Genomic DNA, 15,207 nt, shown 5'->3' on the forward strand with positions numbered 1-15,207 from the left:
ACGACCTGAGTCGCGCGTTTTTTCCAGGCCTTATTCACCTGAGCCCTCAACCTGCTTCTTGAGCTGCAGCCAGCGCCGGTCATCCGCGGCTGACTTCTCGTGCTCGCCCAACTCCCAGTACAGTTCAGCGCGGGTGCGAAGAGCCCACAAATTGTCCGGCTCACGAGCCAAGGAGGCCGTAAGGCGGTCCACTGCCCCTTCGAGGTCCCCCGCTTCTTTCTTTAGTATAGCTTCGCCCCGGAGCATGACCGGATTTGACGGATCCATCGAGCGGACGGCGAGGAAGTCTTTCTCGGCGCTGACTCTGTCATTCTTCCAAGCGGACGCGGCTCCCCGATATGCGAGCGGCCCAGGATCTTCCGGGTCAAGGCCATGGGCCCTCGTGAAATCGGCGGCAGCTTGATCGAGCGCGCCGATGTCGAGATAGAGCAGGCCGCGATCCATATACCCCGCGGGGTCGTCTGGCCGGGCTTCTATAAACTTCGTACAAGCCGCCAGCTGCTGTTCAAGAAGATGAACATCGATCGCGGACACACACTTGTCGGCAATGGCCTGTGTCGATGCGTCCTCGTTGGCTTGGTACGCTAGCCAGATGACCAAGCAGCCCATGGCTGCGTTCCACGCCATGGACGCCCAGTAGCGCTTCGGGTGGATGGAGCGTTCATAGGTGCCGGAAAAACCCCTCACGAGCGGCTCTATTCGCCTAGTTGCGAATCCCTGTACAACAGTGAACGCTGCAAAGACGCCGAATACCAGCATCAAGACGGGCCAGAAGCGCGGCGAAGCTGCGACATGCTCCGCAGTGGGTGTGAAGATGAATATGGCAAGGCCGAGGAGCGCCACGAGCATTAACAGGCTTAAGGAAAAGCGTTCGGTCGTCCGCCAGCTCAGATCTTCCGTTGGCTGAGTGATGTCGCGTCGAGATGGCGAGTGAGCGACGTGCCGGTAGACGTATTGCGCGGGCGCGAAGGCGGCGACAGCAATAACAATCAGGAGCCAGACGCGGACGGGCACTTCATCGAACATACTGACGATGCTGTCCTAAGCCGCAATTGTCTGCAATGGCTCGAAAGCAGTCCTGCAGCTCTCAGGCGTCGATTGCTTCTTCGTCCACTTCGGCCGCGTGGCTTTGGATGAAGGTGAAGCGGTGTTCGGGGTTCTTGCCCATCAGGCGGTCGACGAGGTCCTTGATCCCTTGCCGTTCCTCATATTCCGCGGGAAGCGTGATGCGGATGAGGGAGCGGGTCTTCGGGTCCATCGTGGTTTCGCGAAGCTGGTTCGGGTTCATTTCGCCGAGGCCTTTGAAGCGGCTGACCTCGACCTTCTTGCCCTTGAACATGGTGGCTTCGAGTTCGGCGCGGTGGGCGTCGTCGCGGGCATAGGCGTTCATGTTGCCGGCCGAGAGGCGGTAGAGCGGCGGCTGGGCCAAGTACAGGCAACCCTTCCGCACCATTTCCGGCATTTCCTGGAAGAAGAAGGTCATCAGCAGGGTGGCGATATGGGCGCCGTCCACGTCCGCGTCCGTCATGATGACGATCCGCTCGTAGCGAAGCTCGTCGATATTGCAGCGGTCGCGCGTGCCGCAGCCCAACGCCTGAATGAGGTCGGCGATTTCCGTATTGGCGCGGATCTTGTCGGCGGTGGCGGAGGCGACGTTCAATATCTTGCCGCGGATGGGGAGGATCGCCTGCGTCTTCCGGTCGCGGGCCTGCTTGGCCGAGCCGCCGGCGCTGTCGCCTTCGACGATGAAGAGTTCGGTGCCGGCGGGATCGTCGTTGGCGCAGTCGGTGAGCTTGCCGGGGAGGCGGAGCTTGCGGCCGCTGGTCGCGGTCTTCCGCTTCACTTCGCGTTCGGCCTTGCGCTTCAGGCGCTCGTCCATCCGCTCCAGTACGAAGCCGAGCAAAGCACGGCCGCGGTCCATATGATCCGCAAGGAAATGGTCGAAATGGTCGCGGATCGCCGCTTCGACGAGGCGGGCGGCGTCGGGGCTGGTCAGCCGGTCCTTGGTCTGGCTCTGGAACTGAGGATCGCGGATGAAGACCGACAGCATGATCTCCGCGCCGTTGACCACGTCGTCGGCCTGGATGTCCTTGGCCTTCTTCTGGCCGACCAGTTCGCCGAAGGCGCGGATGCCTTTGGTGAGGGCGGCGCGGATGCCCTGCTCGTGCGTGCCGCCGTCGGGCGTCGGGATGGTGTTGCAATAATAGGATGAGCCGCCCTCGCTCCACAGCGGCCAGGCGACCGCCCATTCGACGGAGCCCTGGCTGTCCGGGAAGTCCTGCCGGCCCTTGAAGAAGTCGCTGGTGGCGCAGGCGCGGCTTCCGACCTGTTCCTTCAGGTGATCCGAAAGGCCGCCGGGGAACTGGAACACGGCTTCGGCGGGGGTTTCGTCGGTGATGAGCGCCGGATCGCACTTCCAGCGTATCTCGACGCCGGCGAAGAGGTAGGCTTTCGAGCGGGCGAGGCGGTAAAGCCGCGCCGGCTTGAACTTCGCATCCTCGCCGAAGATCGTGAGGTCGGGCGTGAAGCTGATCGTCGTGCCGCGGCGGTTGGGCGTGCCGCCGAGCTTTTCAAGGTTCGAAGTGGGAAGGCCGCAGGCGAAGGTCTGGCGGTACAATTCCTTGTTGCGGGCGACCTCCACCACCGTGTCGGTGGAAAGCGCATTGACGACGCTGACGCCGACGCCGTGCAGGCCGCCCGAGGTCGCATAGGCCTTGTCCGAGAATTTGCCGCCCGAATGGAGCGTGGTGAGGATCACCTCCAGCGCGGACTTGCCCGGATATTTGGGATGCTCGTCGATCGGGATGCCGCGGCCATTGTCGGCGATGGTGAGGCGGTTTCCGGCCTCCAGCGTCACCTCGATGCGGCTGGCATGGCCCGCCACCGCTTCGTCCATCGAGTTGTCGAGCACTTCGGCGGCGAGATGGTGGAGCGCTCGCTCGTCGGTGCCGCCGATATACATGCCCGGCCTGCGCCTAACCGGTTCCAGCCCCTCCAGCACCTCGATCGACGAGGCGTCATAGTCGCTATTGCCTTGAGGTCCGGACGCAAACAGATCGGTCATGGCAGAGAGCTATAAGGCTCCGCGTCTCTTTCTGCCAAGCAAGCGGCCTTCGTTAATCCACAGCAATGTTCTGGAGGCGTTCGGAAAGGGAAACTTAACCGATGGGGCGTAGCTTTGCCGGGTTCTGCTCTGGCGGGAAGGGTAAGTAACGGGAATGTTGGGAGATCTCATTCGCAGGAGTCTCGGCGGCCTTAAGGGCCGGACCGACGATATCGCCTTCGAGACGACCACTTTCTCGCTCAGCACTGAAGTTCCGCGTCCGACCGACCGCCGGGTCGAAGAACGGCTCCGCGCCGTCCTTCCGATCGCCAGGCTGGTGATGGATCACGGGCAGGACATTTGCCGGGTTAGAAACATCTCGGCGGGCGGGCTTTCCGCCGAAACCAGCACCAGCCATCCGATCGGAACGCGGGTGCGGGTGGAATTCAATTCCAACCAGCATCTCCCGGGCGAAGTCGTCTGGACGCGCGAGACGAGCTGCGGGATCAAGTTCGACAAGGATGTCGATCTTCGCGAGCTGCTCGCCAACCGTCCCGCACGTGGCAAAGGCAAGACGGTGCGTCCGCCGCGCCTCGACATCACGTGCAGCGCCGAGTTGCTGGTTGAGGGCGTGCTCTACCGCACCGAGGTGCAGGACATCTCCTTGGGCGGCATCAAGGTGTCGATCAGCGACTGGAACTGCGTCAACAAGGACGTGGTCGTGACGCTGGAAAGCCTCCGCCCGATTAAGGGTGCGATCCGCTGGTACAAAGCGGGCTATGCCGGCATCGTCTTCAAGCGGCCGCTGTCGTTCGAAGAGCTTGCCGAATGGATGGGCAAGCGCGTCGAAGTGGCGACCCTGAAGGCCGGCGCCTGGACCAAGGCCGCCCGCTTCTGACGTTTCGGCCGAGCGATCAGCTCGGCATCAGCACCGTATCGACCGAATGGATGACGCCGTTGGACTGAAGCTGGTCCGCCTGCGTCACGCGCGCCTTGCCGCCCTTGGCATCGGTGACGACGATCGCATCGCCTTCGCGCGTGGCGGTGAGGTTGACGCCGCCCATGGTTGCGATCTCCGCCTTGCCCTTCGCCTGAATGGCGCGGCCGAGATCCTCCGCCGTCACGACGCCCGGAACGATATGATAGGTGAGGATGCTGGTGAGCTGCGCTTTCTGGTCCGGCTGCAGCAGCGCCTGACCGTTCGGCACCTTCTGGAAGGCGGCATTGGTGGGGGCGAATAGCGTGTAGGGCTGCGAGCCCGACAGCGTCGCCTCGAGCCCCGCCGCCTTCACCGCGCCGACTAGGCTCGAATGATCGCCGGACTGACCGAGCGTCTGGCCGATCGACTGCTGCCCGGCCTTGCCCTTGGCCGCCGTCTGGTTGCCTGCTGGGGCCGCGGCCTGGTTGCCGCTGTCACCTTCACGCTGACAGCCCCCGACCAGAAGGGCGGAGGCTGCCAATGCGATTACGGAATGACGCATTCTGCTCATGACGCTGATCCTCTGAAGGGAGAAAACACAACGGCACTACGCATGAGTGCCGTTGCGGTTGCGTCATGAAAACACAGGATCAGACGAGGGCGGAAATGATCGCCTGAATGATCTGCGTCTGCGGATCGACCTGGTAGATGTTACCGTCCGCATAGCGGTAATTATACTCGTCGGTATCGTAATACTGATCCCGATATTCCCACGGCACATTGTACATGTCGTAGCCGGCCGGAAGCGTCTGGCCGATACCGAGCGTATCGCCCGTCAGCAGCGCCACCACATTTTCGATCATCATCGACTGCGGATCGACCTGGTAAATGGCGTTGTCGCCATAGCGGTAATAATAGTCGTCCGTGTCGTAATAGGTGTCGCGATACTGGAGCGGCACGTTGTAGATGTCGTAGCCGGCCGGAAGTACCTGACCGATGCCGAAGCCGCCGCCAAGCAAGGGCACGAGGCCGTTCACGAGGTTGGTGTCGCGGCTGACGCGGTAGATATAGCCGTTATCGTCGTAGCGATAATAATAGTCCGGCGTATCGGCATAGAAGCTGCGATAGGCCAGCGGCACGTTGTAGTTCTGGTACCATTCCGAGCTCAGCCGCTCGCCCACATTGTAGGTCTTGCCGACCTGGCCCGGGGGCAGACAGCCGTTATTCTTCTTGGCGAGACCCGGAGGGCAATCGCCATTGGCGTTGAAGTTACGGAAAGTGGCGGTGCGGATCCGGTCGTCGTCATCCCAACGATTGACGCGGCGATCCTCGAAGCGGTTCTCGCGAACGCGCTCGATGCGCTTGTTCTCCGCCTTGATGCGGCGAGCGATGGACTTGCGCTCGGCCTTGGCCGGACGATCCGCAAAGCGCACCTGCTGTCGCTTCTGCGCCTTTTCGACACGGCCGCCGCCGAACTGTACACGCTCAGCCTTGGCCGCCTTGAACGACTGGCGCTCGGCTTTCGGGGCCTTGAAGGACTGGCGTTCGGCCTTCTGCGGCTTCGCGACATGCGCCGCATGACCGCCGCCCTTGTTGCCGCCGCCACCGCCGCCATTGCCATTGCCATTGCCGTTACCTGGCTTCGCTAGGGCAGGCATGCTCACAGCCATCGCCGCGGCGCTCGCTGCCAAAAGGAACTTCTTCATCTGAAACCTCCTGTTTCCTTGAGGAAAAGAACAGACGGCGTGAGGAGGGGGTTCCGGGCCTAGTGGGCTCCTGGCCGCAGCCGCTGCCCATTACAACGAGGCTGTTAGCTGCGGTTCAGCTTCCAGAGCGGACGAGCGGCACGAAGCGGACCGGAAGCACCTTTTCGCGGGAGATGCCGCCGTTCTTGCTTTTAGTGATTAGCGTCAGCTGCATTTCGTTGTCCGTCTGAGCGAGCGGAATGACCATGCGGCCGCCGGGCGCGAGCTGATCGAGGAGCGGCTGGGGCACGTGATCGGCGCCCGCCGTGACGATGATCCGGTCGAACGGCGCCTCTGCCGGCCAGCCGGCATAGCCGTCGCCTGCGCGCACGTGGACATTGGCATAGCCGAGGGCGGCAAGTTGCGCCTTCGCACGCGCCGCAAGCGGCTCGACGATCTCGATCGTATAGACGTGGTGTGCCAGATGGCCGAGCACCGCCGCCTGATAGCCGGAGCCGGTGCCGACCTCGAGCACCCTATGCTCCGGCCGTACTTCGAGCAGATCCGTCATAAGCGCGACGATATAGGGCTGCGAAATAGTGGCGTCGTAGCCGATGGGAAGCGGCGTGTTCTGGTAGGCGCGGGCCCGCACCTCCTCGGGCACCAGCAGGTGACGCGGCACCTTCCGCATCGCCGATAGAACCGATGAATCGATCGTCCTGTGGCGCTCCGCACCCGCCGTCGCCGCCATATTCTCGATAGTGAGGATCATCAGGTCTCGCTCCGCCGCGCGGTCGGGAACCGGTGCAAAGGCGGTAAGGGCGAGTAAAGCGCTGAAAAGAAGAAGCTGGCGGAACATGAAAATGGCGGCGCCCCATGGAGGAGACGCCGCCACTTTCAGCGCACGCGCGCTGTCATTCGGCGGCGGGCGTCGCCCCACCGTAAATTTTGTCGAGATAGGCGGTGGCAAGCTGGTAATGCGCCTGAACCGCCGGGGTACTCTTGGATCGCTGGGCCATCTCGATCTCTGCTTCGGCCCGCTGCTCGTAATAATTCACGTCCTCGTGAGACATGGTCCTTCCGACACTCCTGAACAGGCCGCCGGCGAAGAACGAGGCGGCAGATGGTTGTGCCTGCTTAACGAGATTCAGCGCCCAGCGTTCCGAGAAATCGCTTTAACCTAAATCAGAAAGTGGCTGATTTCTGCGGATTTTTGCAATTTACCGGATGCGCGGACCGCCGAACGGAAGCGGCGGTGGAGCGCGGCGGTCGCGGCGGGGGAGCTGCGCCTGATAGGCGACGCCGCAATGTTCGACGCAATAGGGGAAGCCCGGGTTCGCAGGCGAACCGCAGAAATGGAAGTCGGGTTCGCCCGGATGACCGATCGGCCATTTGCAGATCTTCTCGTTGAGATCGAGCAGGCTGGTCTTGTCGGCCACTTCGGCGCTGGGCTTGGCCGGCACGAGGCGGCGCGGCGGAGCGGGCGGGATCGGCGCCTGCTGGTCGCCCGGACCCTGACGAAGGAAGCCGCCGGGGCCGACGGAGACGATGCGCGGCTGATCGGGGCGCGGCGCTTGCACGGGCTGCGCCTGCTGCGGCGCGGGCTGGGCGGGCGCCTTAGCGACGGGCGCCGGGGCCGGCTTTGCTTCCGGCGCGGGAGCGGGCTTCGCTTTCGCCTTTACGGGCGCGGGCTCGTTCGGCTTTACGGGCGACGGGCGCGACTGGAGGCCCAAGCGATGCGCCTTGCCGATCACGGCATTGCGCGACACGCCGCCAAGCTCGTCGGCGATCTGGCTCGCGGTCATGCCCTTCGACCAAAGCTCTTTCAGGCGGTCGATGCGCTCATCGGTCCACGACATGCATTATTCCTTTATCGCCTTCACAGCTTGCGGCCCACAGCGTCTGCCTTTAGCGACGGCGCCATGAACGAGCAGCCTTCGAATTGGGTTCGGTCCGACCCTGGCGTTCCGGTTATCAGAAGCGTCAATTGGGGCGGCCTCAAGACCCTCTATTTGAAGGAGGTGAGGCGTTTCTTCAAGGTCCAGCTTCAGACTATCTGGGCACCAGCCATCACGACCCTGCTGTTCCTGGTCATTTTCACCGTCGCTCTGGGCCGCACAGGGCGGACAGTAATGGGCGTTCCGTTCGCGGATTTCCTGGCGCCGGGCCTGATCGTCATGGGGATGATCCAGAACGCATTCGCCAATTCGAGCTTCTCGCTGCTCGTCGGCAAGATCCAGGGCAACATCGTCGACTATCTCATGCCGCCGCTCTCGACGGGGGAGCTCATCACCGGCCTGATCGGCGCGTCCGTCACCCGGGCGGTGCTGGTCGGCCTCGCGGTTTGGCTGGCGATGCTGTTCTGGCCGGGCGTCCATGTGACGCCGGTGCATCCGGGCGCGATCCTCTGGTTCGGGATCATGGGGAGCATGATGCTCGGCTTCCTTGGCCTTCTCACCTCCATCTGGGCGGAAAAGTTCGATCATGCCGCGGCAGTGTCCAATTTCGTCGTGGCGCCGCTCTCGCTCCTGTCGGGCACTTTCTATTCGATCGAAAGCCTCGCTCCGGCCTTCCAGGCGGTGAGCCACGCAAACCCGTTCTTCTATGTCATTTCCGGCTTCAGGTACGGCTTCCTCGACGTCGCCGACTCGCCAGTGCAGTTCGGCGGGGTGCTCCTCCTCGCGATCAACGTGGTGCTTGGCGCCTCCTGTTATTTCCTGCTTCGCAGCGGTTGGAAGATCAAAAGCTAGTCTGTTCAGCTACTTAGCGTTTTAGCTGAACGGCGGCTGTCATCTCTGTTCAGCGCCGTAACAGTCGACTCGAGGTACATCTGCTTCCAACATTAGAAGAAGGAGCAGTTGTAATGCGTAAGATCATCCTTTCGGCTTTGGCGCTTTCCACCGCCTTCGCAGCTGCTCCGGCCGCTGCGCAGAATTGGGGCGGCGGCTATGGCTATAATCGCGGTCATAATGTCGCCGTCGAGCGCCAGATCACCCAGACGCACCAGCGTATCGAGCAGATGTACCAGCGCCGCCTGCTGTCCAATCGGGAGCGGACCAGCCTCCACAGCCAGGCCGACGGCATCCAGCGCCGCTTCTACGATTACGCCCGCAACGGCCTCAGCCAACGCGAGCATCAGGACATTCAGAACCGGCTCCAGGACCTTCGCCAGCGCATCCAGCGTGAGCGCCGCGAAGGGCGCGAGGATCGCCGCGACGACCGCCGCGATCGGTGGGAAGACCGCCGCGACCGCTGGGACGACTAAGCACAGAGGACCGGGCGCTGCCGTTGCGCGGCGCCCGGTCCCCCTCTATAGCTGAATGGAAGAGGCGACCCTTGATGGTCGCCTTTTCTTTTGAACCTTCGTCCAAAGAGGAAGAGACATGGCCATCACTCCGCTCATGCCCGTTTATCCGCGTTCGCCCGTGCGGCCGGTGAGGGGAGAGGGGGTCTATCTCTACGGCGAGCAGGGCGAGAAATATCTCGATTTCGCGAGCGGCATCGCGGTCAACCTGCTCGGTCACGGCCACCCGCACCTCACCAAGGCTATCCAGGATCAGGCGGCGACCCTGATCCACGTGTCGAACCTCTACGGCAGTCCGCAGGGCGAGGCGCTGGCGCAGCGCCTGGTCGACACGACCTTTGCCGACACCGTCTTCTTCACCAATTCGGGCGCTGAAGCGGTCGAATGCGCGATCAAGACCGCGCGCCGCTACCATCATGCTAAAGGGCAGCCGCAGAAGCATACGCTCATCACTTTCTCGAACGCCTTCCACGGCCGCACGATGGGGACGATCAGCGCCACCAATCAGGAGAAGCTCCGCGACGGCTTCGCGCCGCTGCTTCCGGGCTTCACAGTGGTCGATTTCGATGATCTTGATGCGGCACTCGATGCGGTCACCGAGCACACGGCCGGCTTCCTGCTGGAGCCGATCCAGGGCGAGGGCGGCATCCGCCCCGCCAGCCCCGAATTCATCAAGGGCCTCCGCAAGTTCTGCGACGAGAATGACCTGATGCTGGTCCTTGACGAGGTCCAGTGCGGCTATGGGCGCACCGGCAAGATGTTCGCCTACGAACATTATGGCATCGAGCCGGACATCATGGCGGTGGCGAAGGGCATCGGCGGCGGCTTCCCGCTGGGCGCCTGCCTCGCCACCGAGAAGGCGGCAGCCGGGATGGTGATCGGCACGCACGGTTCGACCTATGGCGGCAATCCGCTCGCCATGGCTGCGGGTCAGGCGGTGCTGGACGTGGTGAACACGCCCGAATTCCTCGATCATGTCACCCGCATGGGCGAGCGCCTCCGCGGCGCGCTCGAGCAGATGATCCCCAATCACGACGATCTGTTCGAAAGCGTGCGCGGGATGGGCCTGATCCTCGGCATCAAGATGAAGACCGACAGCCGCGCCTTCGTCGGCTACCTCCGCGAGCAGGGCCTTCTGACGGTCGCCGCCGGCGACAACGTGCTCCGCGTGCTGCCGCCGCTCATCATCGAGGAAGAGCATGTGACGGAGTTCGTCGAGCGGCTGTCCGAAGCCGCGCGGCACTACGACGTTCCGCAAGCCGCGGCCTGACATGTTGAAGCCTCTGGCGGCGGTGGCCGCGCTGGCGCTTGCTGGGGCGGCTCCCGAGCCGCTTCAGTTCGTCAATTCGCCGCTGAACGAATATAATCCGAGCTTCGATCGCCCGGAGCGCCTGATGGTCTTTGCCCGCTCCGAGGCCGAGTTCCGGAACGCGAAAATCTATGTTTCGCAGAAGCGGCGCGGCAAATGGGCTGCCCCTGCGCAAATCGGCTTTTCCGATCCGCGCTACAGCGATTCCGATCCGTGGCTGACGCCGGACGGCCGGACGCTCTATTTCGTGTCCGATCGCCCGACCGCGTCGCGGCCCGACAAGAAGGACCTCGATCTCTGGCGCTCGCGGCTGGTGAGAGGCGTCTGGTCCGCACCGGAGCATCTCGGCGATGCGGTCAATTCACCCAACCCTGAACTCGGCCCGGAGCTGCACGGCGGTATCCTCTACTTCGCGTCCGTCCGACGGGGCGGGAAGGGCGGCCTCGACATCTACACGGCAAGGGAGGCGGCGGGCGGCTTCGGACCGGCCGAAGCGCTGGCGGGTCCATTCAACAGCGCGCAGAGCGACAGCGACTTCACGATCAGCCCCGACGGGCGGCATGCGGCCTTCTGGCGCGGCTTGGGCGACGGCACGGCCCGCATCATGCTTTCCCGCCGCTTGGCGGCAGGCTGGAGCGAACCTGCGCCGCTGCCCGCATCGGTGAACCTCGGCCCGTTCAACTTCACGCCGCGCTTCAGCCGCGACGGCAAGTCGCTGTGGCTGGCGAGCACCCTTGAACGGCAGGGTCAGGAGCGTGGCATGGCGGACATCTACGTGCGCGCGCTTCCACCCCTCTAAAAAAGCCGGCTACCCTTCTTACATCAGCCGCATGGCATCTTCCGATTTCAACGAGGCGGTCCTAACCGCCAATCTCGACGAGGCGGTGAGCTTCACGCTTCCGGCGCGGCATGCCCGCGGCCGGGTGGTGCGGCTTGGGCCTTTGCTCGACCACATTCTTTCCGCGCACGATTATCCGGCGCCGATCGCCCGCATCCTTTCGGAGGCGCTGGTGCTGACGGCCCTGCTCGGCTCGCTCCTCAAGGAGCCGGAGGGGCAGGTGACGCTTCAGGCGCAGACGGAGAGCGGTATCATCGACCTTCTCGTCGCCGATTACCGGGACGGCGAGCTTCGCGGCTATGTCCGCTTCGACAAGGAGCGGCTGGCCGAGACAGCGTCGCTGCCGTCGCTCTTCGCCCTGTTCGGCAAGGGCTATCTCGCGATCACCTTCGACCTTCCGGGCGCGGGTGAGCGTTACCAGGGCATCGTGCCGCTGGAAGGCAATTCGCTCGCGGAGGCGGCGGAAAGCTATTTCAGCCAGTCGGAGCAGGTGCCGAGCCTCGTCCGCCTAGCGGTCGACGATACCGGCCATATCGCCGGCGGCATCCTGATCCAGCATTTGCCGGAGGGTGAGGAGGGGCGCGAGCGGCTTCACACCCGGCTCGATCATCCCGAATGGGAGCATGTCCGCGTCCTCGCCGAGACGATCAAGGCGAACGAGCTCTTCAACCAGGAGCTGCCGCTCGACACTTTGCTCTGGCGCCTGTTCCATGAGGAAGAGGAGATCAGGGTGCTCTCCGCCGTTCCGCTGTCCAAGGGCTGCCGCTGCAATTTCGACTATGTGCGCAGCGTCATCGCCCGCTTCGGCGAGGAGGAGCTTGAGCATATGGCGGACGATGACGGCTTCATCAGCGTCGATTGCGAATTCTGCTCGCGCGTCTTCCCGCTGTCGCGGAAGGACCTCGAAAGCGGCACTTCAAGCTGAAGCGAAGTCGATTCTTCAACCTTTTGCTGTTAAGGCAGAAGGATAGCGGTCGGGGGCATAGGCCGCTGAACAGGGGCGGGGCAGGGGAAACCCTCGCTCCAGATATGAAGGGATGGCTTTGGCCATGATGAGCGGCGCATTGTGCCGGGCGCTTCTTGCGTTCGGCGCGGTCCTGATGACGACGGCGCCCGCCTCTACGCAGGGGCGGGGACAGCTGTCTGCGCTCTCGAAGCTCCAGTCCGGCCGCTGGGATATGCGGGAAATCGGCAATGCTCGCGCCCAGCCCCGCTCCATCTGCGTCACCGACCCGCGTATCCTGATGCAAATCCAGCATCAGGGTACGCCCTGCTCCCGGCTCGTCATCGCGGACAACGGCAATAGGGCGACGGTCCATTACACCTGTCCGGGCGGCGATTTCGGCCGAAGCAGCATCAGGGTGGATTCGCCGCGCCTTGCCATCATCGACACACAGGGGATCGCTGGCGGCATGCCATTCGAATACCGGCTGGAAGCGCGCCGCACCGCCTCATGCCGCCGTTAAGCCGGCATTTACATGGATCATGCTAGGCAGATGTTCGTGTCGTGATCGGCACGCTTTCCTCCCTAGTTGGCTTTTAAAGCCGGGAACTGGGCCGCTCATCGGGCGGCCCCTTTATTTTGTGCGGCTTGCACGGCGCGCGCTTCGGGACTAGCCGCGCCAGCCGATGAACGATGCTTCTCCCTCCGCCGTCGTCCTGCTTTCGGGCGGGCTCGATTCCATGGTGACCGCCGGCATCGCGCGCGAGCAGGGGTTCGGCCTTGTCGCGCTGACGATCGACTATAACCAGCGTCACCGGGTGGAGTTGAAGGCGGCTGCTGCGATTGCCGAGGCACTCGGCGCCGAACGGCACCTGGTCCTGCCGCTCGATCTCAGCCGCTTCGGCGGGTCGGCGCTCACCGCCGATATCGACGTTCCGAAGGACGGCGTCGGCAGCGACATTCCCGTCACCTACGTTCCCGCCCGCAACACGATCTTCCTGTCCCTCTGCCTCGGCCTTGCCGAAGCGTCCGGAGCGCGGGACATCTTCATCGGCGTCAATGCGCTCGATTATTCGGGCTATCCGGACTGCCGGCCGGAGTTCATCGAAAGCTTCGAGCAGATGGCGAACCTTGCCACCAAGGCTGGGGTGGAAGGCGACGGCTTCCGCATCCACACGCCTTTGCTTTCCATGACCAAGGCGGACATTGCGCGGGAGGCGGAGCGGCTCGGGCTTGACGCGGGCATGAGCTGGTCCTGCTACGATCCGGCCGGGGACCTTCATTGCGGCCTCTGCGACAGCTGCCGTCTCCGCTCGAAAGGCTATGCGGAAGCCGGTCTGCCCGATCCGACCCGCTACGCCGCCCGGCCATGAGCTACGCGGTCAAAGAGATCTTCCTCACCTTGCAGGGGGAGGGGATGCAGGCAGGGCGCCGAGCCGTCTTTCTGCGCTTTGCCGGCTGCAACCTCTGGTCGGGACGGGAGCAGGATCGGGCGAGCGCACAATGCACTTTCTGCGACACGGATTTCGTCGGCACCGACGGCCTGAACGGCGGCCGCTACGATGCGGCTTCGCTCGCTGCCAAGGTTGCCGACCTATGGGGCGAGGGGGAGCGGAAGCTGGTCGTCGTCACCGGCGGCGAGCCGATGCTTCAGCTGGATAGCTACCTCCTCGACGCGCTGCATGCCGAGGGTTTCGAGGTGGCGATGGAAAGCAACGGCACCTTGGCTGCGGCGCCCGGCATCGACTGGATCTGCGTCAGCCCCAAGGCGGGGACCGAGGTCGTGCAGCGGAGCGGGAACGAGCTGAAGCTGGTCTGGCCTCAGCCGGGGGTGGATCCAGCTGCGCTCGAAAACTGGGATTTCGGCGTGTTCCTGATCCAGCCTATGGACGGGCCGGAACGCGAGGCCGCGCTCGCCGCCTCAATCGATTTCGTGATGAAGAATCCGCGCTGGCGGCTCAGCCTCCAGACGCACAAGCTGCTTGGGCTGCCCTGATCAGCCGAACGGCTGCGTCGCGCACTGCTTCTTGAGGCGGTTCTTCTTGTCCCAGCATTTCGGATCGAGCGACGGAAATACCGGCTGGCGGATCGTCTGCGGATTATAGGTGCCGATGGAATCGTAAGCCGGCGTCAGGCTGTTGCGAAGCTCCCGCATCCGCTGCTGCGCAAGCGTGAACAGCTCGCCCTTCGGCTGCGACAATGCCTCCTTGGCGATCGCCGCCGCCGTCTGGCAAAAGCCATATTGCGCCTGCAGCGTCGAGAAATTGTTGTAGGTGATTGTCGTATAATCGTCGAACGCCTTCTGCCCCGCCTTCGCGCCGTTCACGCGTTTGAAGTAATTGTTCATCGTCGTGTAGGCGTCCGCCAGCTCCTTCGAGTGGTGGGCGAGGATGCCGTTATAATTGTCGACCGTGCGCAGGTACGGCGAGAACTGGCACTGGAGAGCTGCTACGTTGAGGCCGGCCCTCATGTTCCAGAGGAGGTGGGCGCGATATTCGGCAGGCGTCGCGCCAGGGATCGGTAGGCCGACCAGGGGGTCGCTGGGATCGATCGGTCCGCGCTGGAAATTGGGGTCGTTCAGGAACAGCTGCGCCGATGCGGCCTGCGGAACCAGCGTCACGGCCGCAGCCATGGTCATGGCCTTACCTAGGAATTTCCCGAACGATTTCATGATTCTCAGAACCTCTCCAAAGGCTTTGCGCCGCCTGTAGCGGCTTCGCCCTGTTCCTAGGATTAACCGCCCGTCCGCCGCAAGAGCGAAGCGGCGCTCGTTTCGGCGAGGCGAAAAGAAAAGGCCGCCCGGTTTCCCGAGCGGCCCCTTCCGAAACGCATATGAAAACGGAAATTACATTCCGTTGGTCATGTTGGCGTCGGTCGTCGTCGTGTTGGTGGTGGTGTTCGCGTCCATGGTCATGTTCGCGTCCATCGCCATATTGGCGTCGGCGCCGGTGCCGGCGTCGATCGCGGTGACGTCATTGGTCGTGCCGTCCATCATCGGATCGGTGCCCATTTCGGTCATGGCGGTGTTGTTGGCTTCGGCATTCTCGCCGCCGCCGCAAGCGGAAACGAGCAGGGCCGCACCGGCGATCATCGAACCGGCAACGGCTTTCTTGAAAAGGTCACGCATTCTCGAAACTCCCTAGTTTGACGATTTGGGCGGGGTGGC

General features: G+C 63.5%; 18 protein-coding genes. 9 read left to right on the top strand and 9 right to left on the bottom strand.

Annotated elements, in window-relative coordinates:
• Window positions 1-30 precede the first annotated feature (30 nt).
• Window positions 31-1,026 (bottom strand): tetratricopeptide repeat protein, encoded by a 996-nt coding sequence (locus tag VGD10_RS12680; protein WP_331041184.1) that lies wholly within the window; start codon window positions 1,024-1,026, stop codon window positions 31-33.
• Between the two features lie 61 nt (window positions 1,027-1,087).
• On the bottom strand, window positions 1,088-3,064 hold the full coding sequence (gene parE, locus VGD10_RS12685; RefSeq protein ID WP_331041185.1) for a DNA topoisomerase IV subunit B: 1,977 nt from the start codon (window positions 3,062-3,064) through the stop codon (window positions 1,088-1,090).
• 154 nt (window positions 3,065-3,218) lie between these two features.
• Between parE and VGD10_RS12690 the strand changes: the two genes are divergently transcribed.
• Window positions 3,219-3,941, top strand: a complete 723-nt coding sequence (locus VGD10_RS12690; protein WP_331041186.1) for a PilZ domain-containing protein — start codon at window positions 3,219-3,221, stop codon at window positions 3,939-3,941.
• Between the two features lie 16 nt (window positions 3,942-3,957).
• On the opposite strand, the gene VGD10_RS12695 is transcribed toward VGD10_RS12690, so the two are convergent.
• From VGD10_RS12695 to VGD10_RS12715, 5 genes are all read right to left on the bottom strand, one after another.
• Window positions 3,958-4,533, bottom strand: coding sequence for a fasciclin domain-containing protein (locus VGD10_RS12695; RefSeq protein ID WP_331041187.1), 576 nt, complete (start codon window positions 4,531-4,533; stop codon window positions 3,958-3,960).
• A gap of 79 nt (window positions 4,534-4,612) precedes the next feature.
• Window positions 4,613-5,668 (bottom strand): hypothetical protein, encoded by a 1,056-nt coding sequence (locus VGD10_RS12700; RefSeq protein WP_331041188.1) that lies wholly within the window; start codon window positions 5,666-5,668, stop codon window positions 4,613-4,615.
• Between the two features lie 115 nt (window positions 5,669-5,783).
• Window positions 5,784-6,506, bottom strand: a complete 723-nt coding sequence (locus VGD10_RS12705) for a protein-L-isoaspartate(D-aspartate) O-methyltransferase (RefSeq protein WP_331041189.1) — start codon at window positions 6,504-6,506, stop codon at window positions 5,784-5,786.
• A 55-nt stretch (window positions 6,507-6,561) separates the two neighbouring features.
• Window positions 6,562-6,720, bottom strand: a complete 159-nt coding sequence (locus VGD10_RS12710) for a hypothetical protein (protein ID WP_331041190.1) — start codon at window positions 6,718-6,720, stop codon at window positions 6,562-6,564.
• 147 nt (window positions 6,721-6,867) lie between these two features.
• The gene (locus tag VGD10_RS12715) at window positions 6,868-7,506 is read right to left on the bottom strand and encodes a GcrA family cell cycle regulator (protein WP_331041191.1); all 639 of its coding nucleotides are present in this window, start codon (window positions 7,504-7,506) and stop codon (window positions 6,868-6,870) included.
• Window positions 7,507-7,569: 63 nt separating this feature from the next.
• On the opposite strand from VGD10_RS12715, the gene VGD10_RS12720 reads away from it, so the two are divergent.
• The 8 genes from VGD10_RS12720 to queE all read left to right on the top strand — a co-directional run bounded on the left by VGD10_RS12720 (window position 7,570) and on the right by queE (window position 14,037).
• Entirely contained in the window at window positions 7,570-8,397 is an 828-nt protein-coding gene (locus VGD10_RS12720) for an ABC transporter permease (protein ID WP_331041192.1), read from the top strand.
• Window positions 8,398-8,510: 113 nt separating this feature from the next.
• On the top strand, window positions 8,511-8,912 hold the full coding sequence (locus VGD10_RS12725) for a hypothetical protein (RefSeq protein ID WP_331041193.1): 402 nt from the start codon (window positions 8,511-8,513) through the stop codon (window positions 8,910-8,912).
• A 118-nt stretch (window positions 8,913-9,030) separates the two neighbouring features.
• Entirely contained in the window at window positions 9,031-10,221 is a 1,191-nt protein-coding gene (locus tag VGD10_RS12730; RefSeq protein WP_331041194.1) for an aspartate aminotransferase family protein, read from the top strand.
• 1 nt (window position 10,222) lies between these two features.
• Window positions 10,223-11,059: a hypothetical protein gene (locus VGD10_RS12735; RefSeq protein ID WP_331041195.1), complete on the top strand. Its 837-nt coding sequence runs from the start codon at window positions 10,223-10,225 to the stop codon at window positions 11,057-11,059.
• A gap of 31 nt (window positions 11,060-11,090) precedes the next feature.
• A complete protein-coding gene (locus VGD10_RS12740) occupies window positions 11,091-12,023 on the top strand; it encodes an Hsp33 family molecular chaperone HslO (protein ID WP_331041196.1) in 933 nt (310 codons plus the stop codon).
• Window positions 12,024-12,198: 175 nt separating this feature from the next.
• On the top strand, window positions 12,199-12,564 hold the full coding sequence (locus VGD10_RS12745) for a hypothetical protein (RefSeq protein ID WP_331041197.1): 366 nt from the start codon (window positions 12,199-12,201) through the stop codon (window positions 12,562-12,564).
• Between the two features lie 163 nt (window positions 12,565-12,727).
• On the top strand, window positions 12,728-13,414 hold the full coding sequence (gene queC, locus VGD10_RS12750) for a 7-cyano-7-deazaguanine synthase QueC (protein ID WP_331041198.1): 687 nt from the start codon (window positions 12,728-12,730) through the stop codon (window positions 13,412-13,414).
• Window positions 13,411-14,037, top strand: coding sequence for a 7-carboxy-7-deazaguanine synthase (gene queE / locus VGD10_RS12755; RefSeq protein WP_331041199.1), 627 nt, complete (start codon window positions 13,411-13,413; stop codon window positions 14,035-14,037). The genes queC and queE overlap by 4 nt, the downstream gene beginning before the upstream one ends.
• On the opposite strand, the gene VGD10_RS12760 is transcribed toward queE, so the two are convergent.
• The gene (locus tag VGD10_RS12760) at window positions 14,038-14,679 is read right to left on the bottom strand and encodes a hypothetical protein (RefSeq protein ID WP_331041200.1); all 642 of its coding nucleotides are present in this window, start codon (window positions 14,677-14,679) and stop codon (window positions 14,038-14,040) included. It lies immediately after the preceding gene.
• 207 nt (window positions 14,680-14,886) lie between these two features.
• Window positions 14,887-15,168: a hypothetical protein gene (locus tag VGD10_RS12765; protein ID WP_331041201.1), complete on the bottom strand. Its 282-nt coding sequence runs from the start codon at window positions 15,166-15,168 to the stop codon at window positions 14,887-14,889.
• Window positions 15,169-15,207 lie beyond the last annotated feature (39 nt).

Origin of the sequence: Allosphingosinicella sp., from assembly GCF_036402135.1 — a bacterium.
Classification (GTDB): Bacteria; Pseudomonadota; Alphaproteobacteria; order Sphingomonadales; family Sphingomonadaceae; genus Allosphingosinicella.

Bases quoted from the DNA above. Each gene is read 5' to 3' on its own strand.
- VGD10_RS12705 (WP_331041189.1), bottom strand. From the start codon at position 6,506: ATGTTCCGCCAGCTTCTTCTTTTCAGCGCTTTACTCGCCCTTACCGCC.
- VGD10_RS12765 (WP_331041201.1), bottom strand. From the start codon at position 15,168: ATGCGTGACCTTTTCAAGAAAGCCGTTGCCGGTTCGATGATCGCCGGT.
- queE (WP_331041199.1), top strand. From the start codon at position 13,411: ATGAGCTACGCGGTCAAAGAGATCTTCCTCACCTTGCAGGGGGAGGGG.
- VGD10_RS12695 (WP_331041187.1), bottom strand. From the start codon at position 4,533: ATGAGCAGAATGCGTCATTCCGTAATCGCATTGGCAGCCTCCGCCCTT.
- VGD10_RS12725 (WP_331041193.1), top strand. From the start codon at position 8,511: ATGCGTAAGATCATCCTTTCGGCTTTGGCGCTTTCCACCGCCTTCGCA.
- VGD10_RS12710 (WP_331041190.1), bottom strand. From the start codon at position 6,720: ATGTCTCACGAGGACGTGAATTATTACGAGCAGCGGGCCGAAGCAGAG.
- VGD10_RS12680 (WP_331041184.1), bottom strand. From the start codon at position 1,026: ATGTTCGATGAAGTGCCCGTCCGCGTCTGGCTCCTGATTGTTATTGCT.
- queC (WP_331041198.1), top strand. From the start codon at position 12,728: ATGAACGATGCTTCTCCCTCCGCCGTCGTCCTGCTTTCGGGCGGGCTC.
- VGD10_RS12700 (WP_331041188.1), bottom strand. From the start codon at position 5,668: ATGAAGAAGTTCCTTTTGGCAGCGAGCGCCGCGGCGATGGCTGTGAGC.
- VGD10_RS12730 (WP_331041194.1), top strand. From the start codon at position 9,031: ATGGCCATCACTCCGCTCATGCCCGTTTATCCGCGTTCGCCCGTGCGG.
- VGD10_RS12720 (WP_331041192.1), top strand. From the start codon at position 7,570: ATGAACGAGCAGCCTTCGAATTGGGTTCGGTCCGACCCTGGCGTTCCG.
- parE (WP_331041185.1), bottom strand. From the start codon at position 3,064: ATGACCGATCTGTTTGCGTCCGGACCTCAAGGCAATAGCGACTATGAC.
- VGD10_RS12740 (WP_331041196.1), top strand. From the start codon at position 11,091: ATGGCATCTTCCGATTTCAACGAGGCGGTCCTAACCGCCAATCTCGAC.
- VGD10_RS12690 (WP_331041186.1), top strand. From the start codon at position 3,219: ATGTTGGGAGATCTCATTCGCAGGAGTCTCGGCGGCCTTAAGGGCCGG.
- VGD10_RS12715 (WP_331041191.1), bottom strand. From the start codon at position 7,506: ATGTCGTGGACCGATGAGCGCATCGACCGCCTGAAAGAGCTTTGGTCG.
- VGD10_RS12745 (WP_331041197.1), top strand. From the start codon at position 12,199: ATGACGACGGCGCCCGCCTCTACGCAGGGGCGGGGACAGCTGTCTGCG.
- VGD10_RS12735 (WP_331041195.1), top strand. From the start codon at position 10,223: ATGTTGAAGCCTCTGGCGGCGGTGGCCGCGCTGGCGCTTGCTGGGGCG.
- VGD10_RS12760 (WP_331041200.1), bottom strand. From the start codon at position 14,679: ATGACCATGGCTGCGGCCGTGACGCTGGTTCCGCAGGCCGCATCGGCG.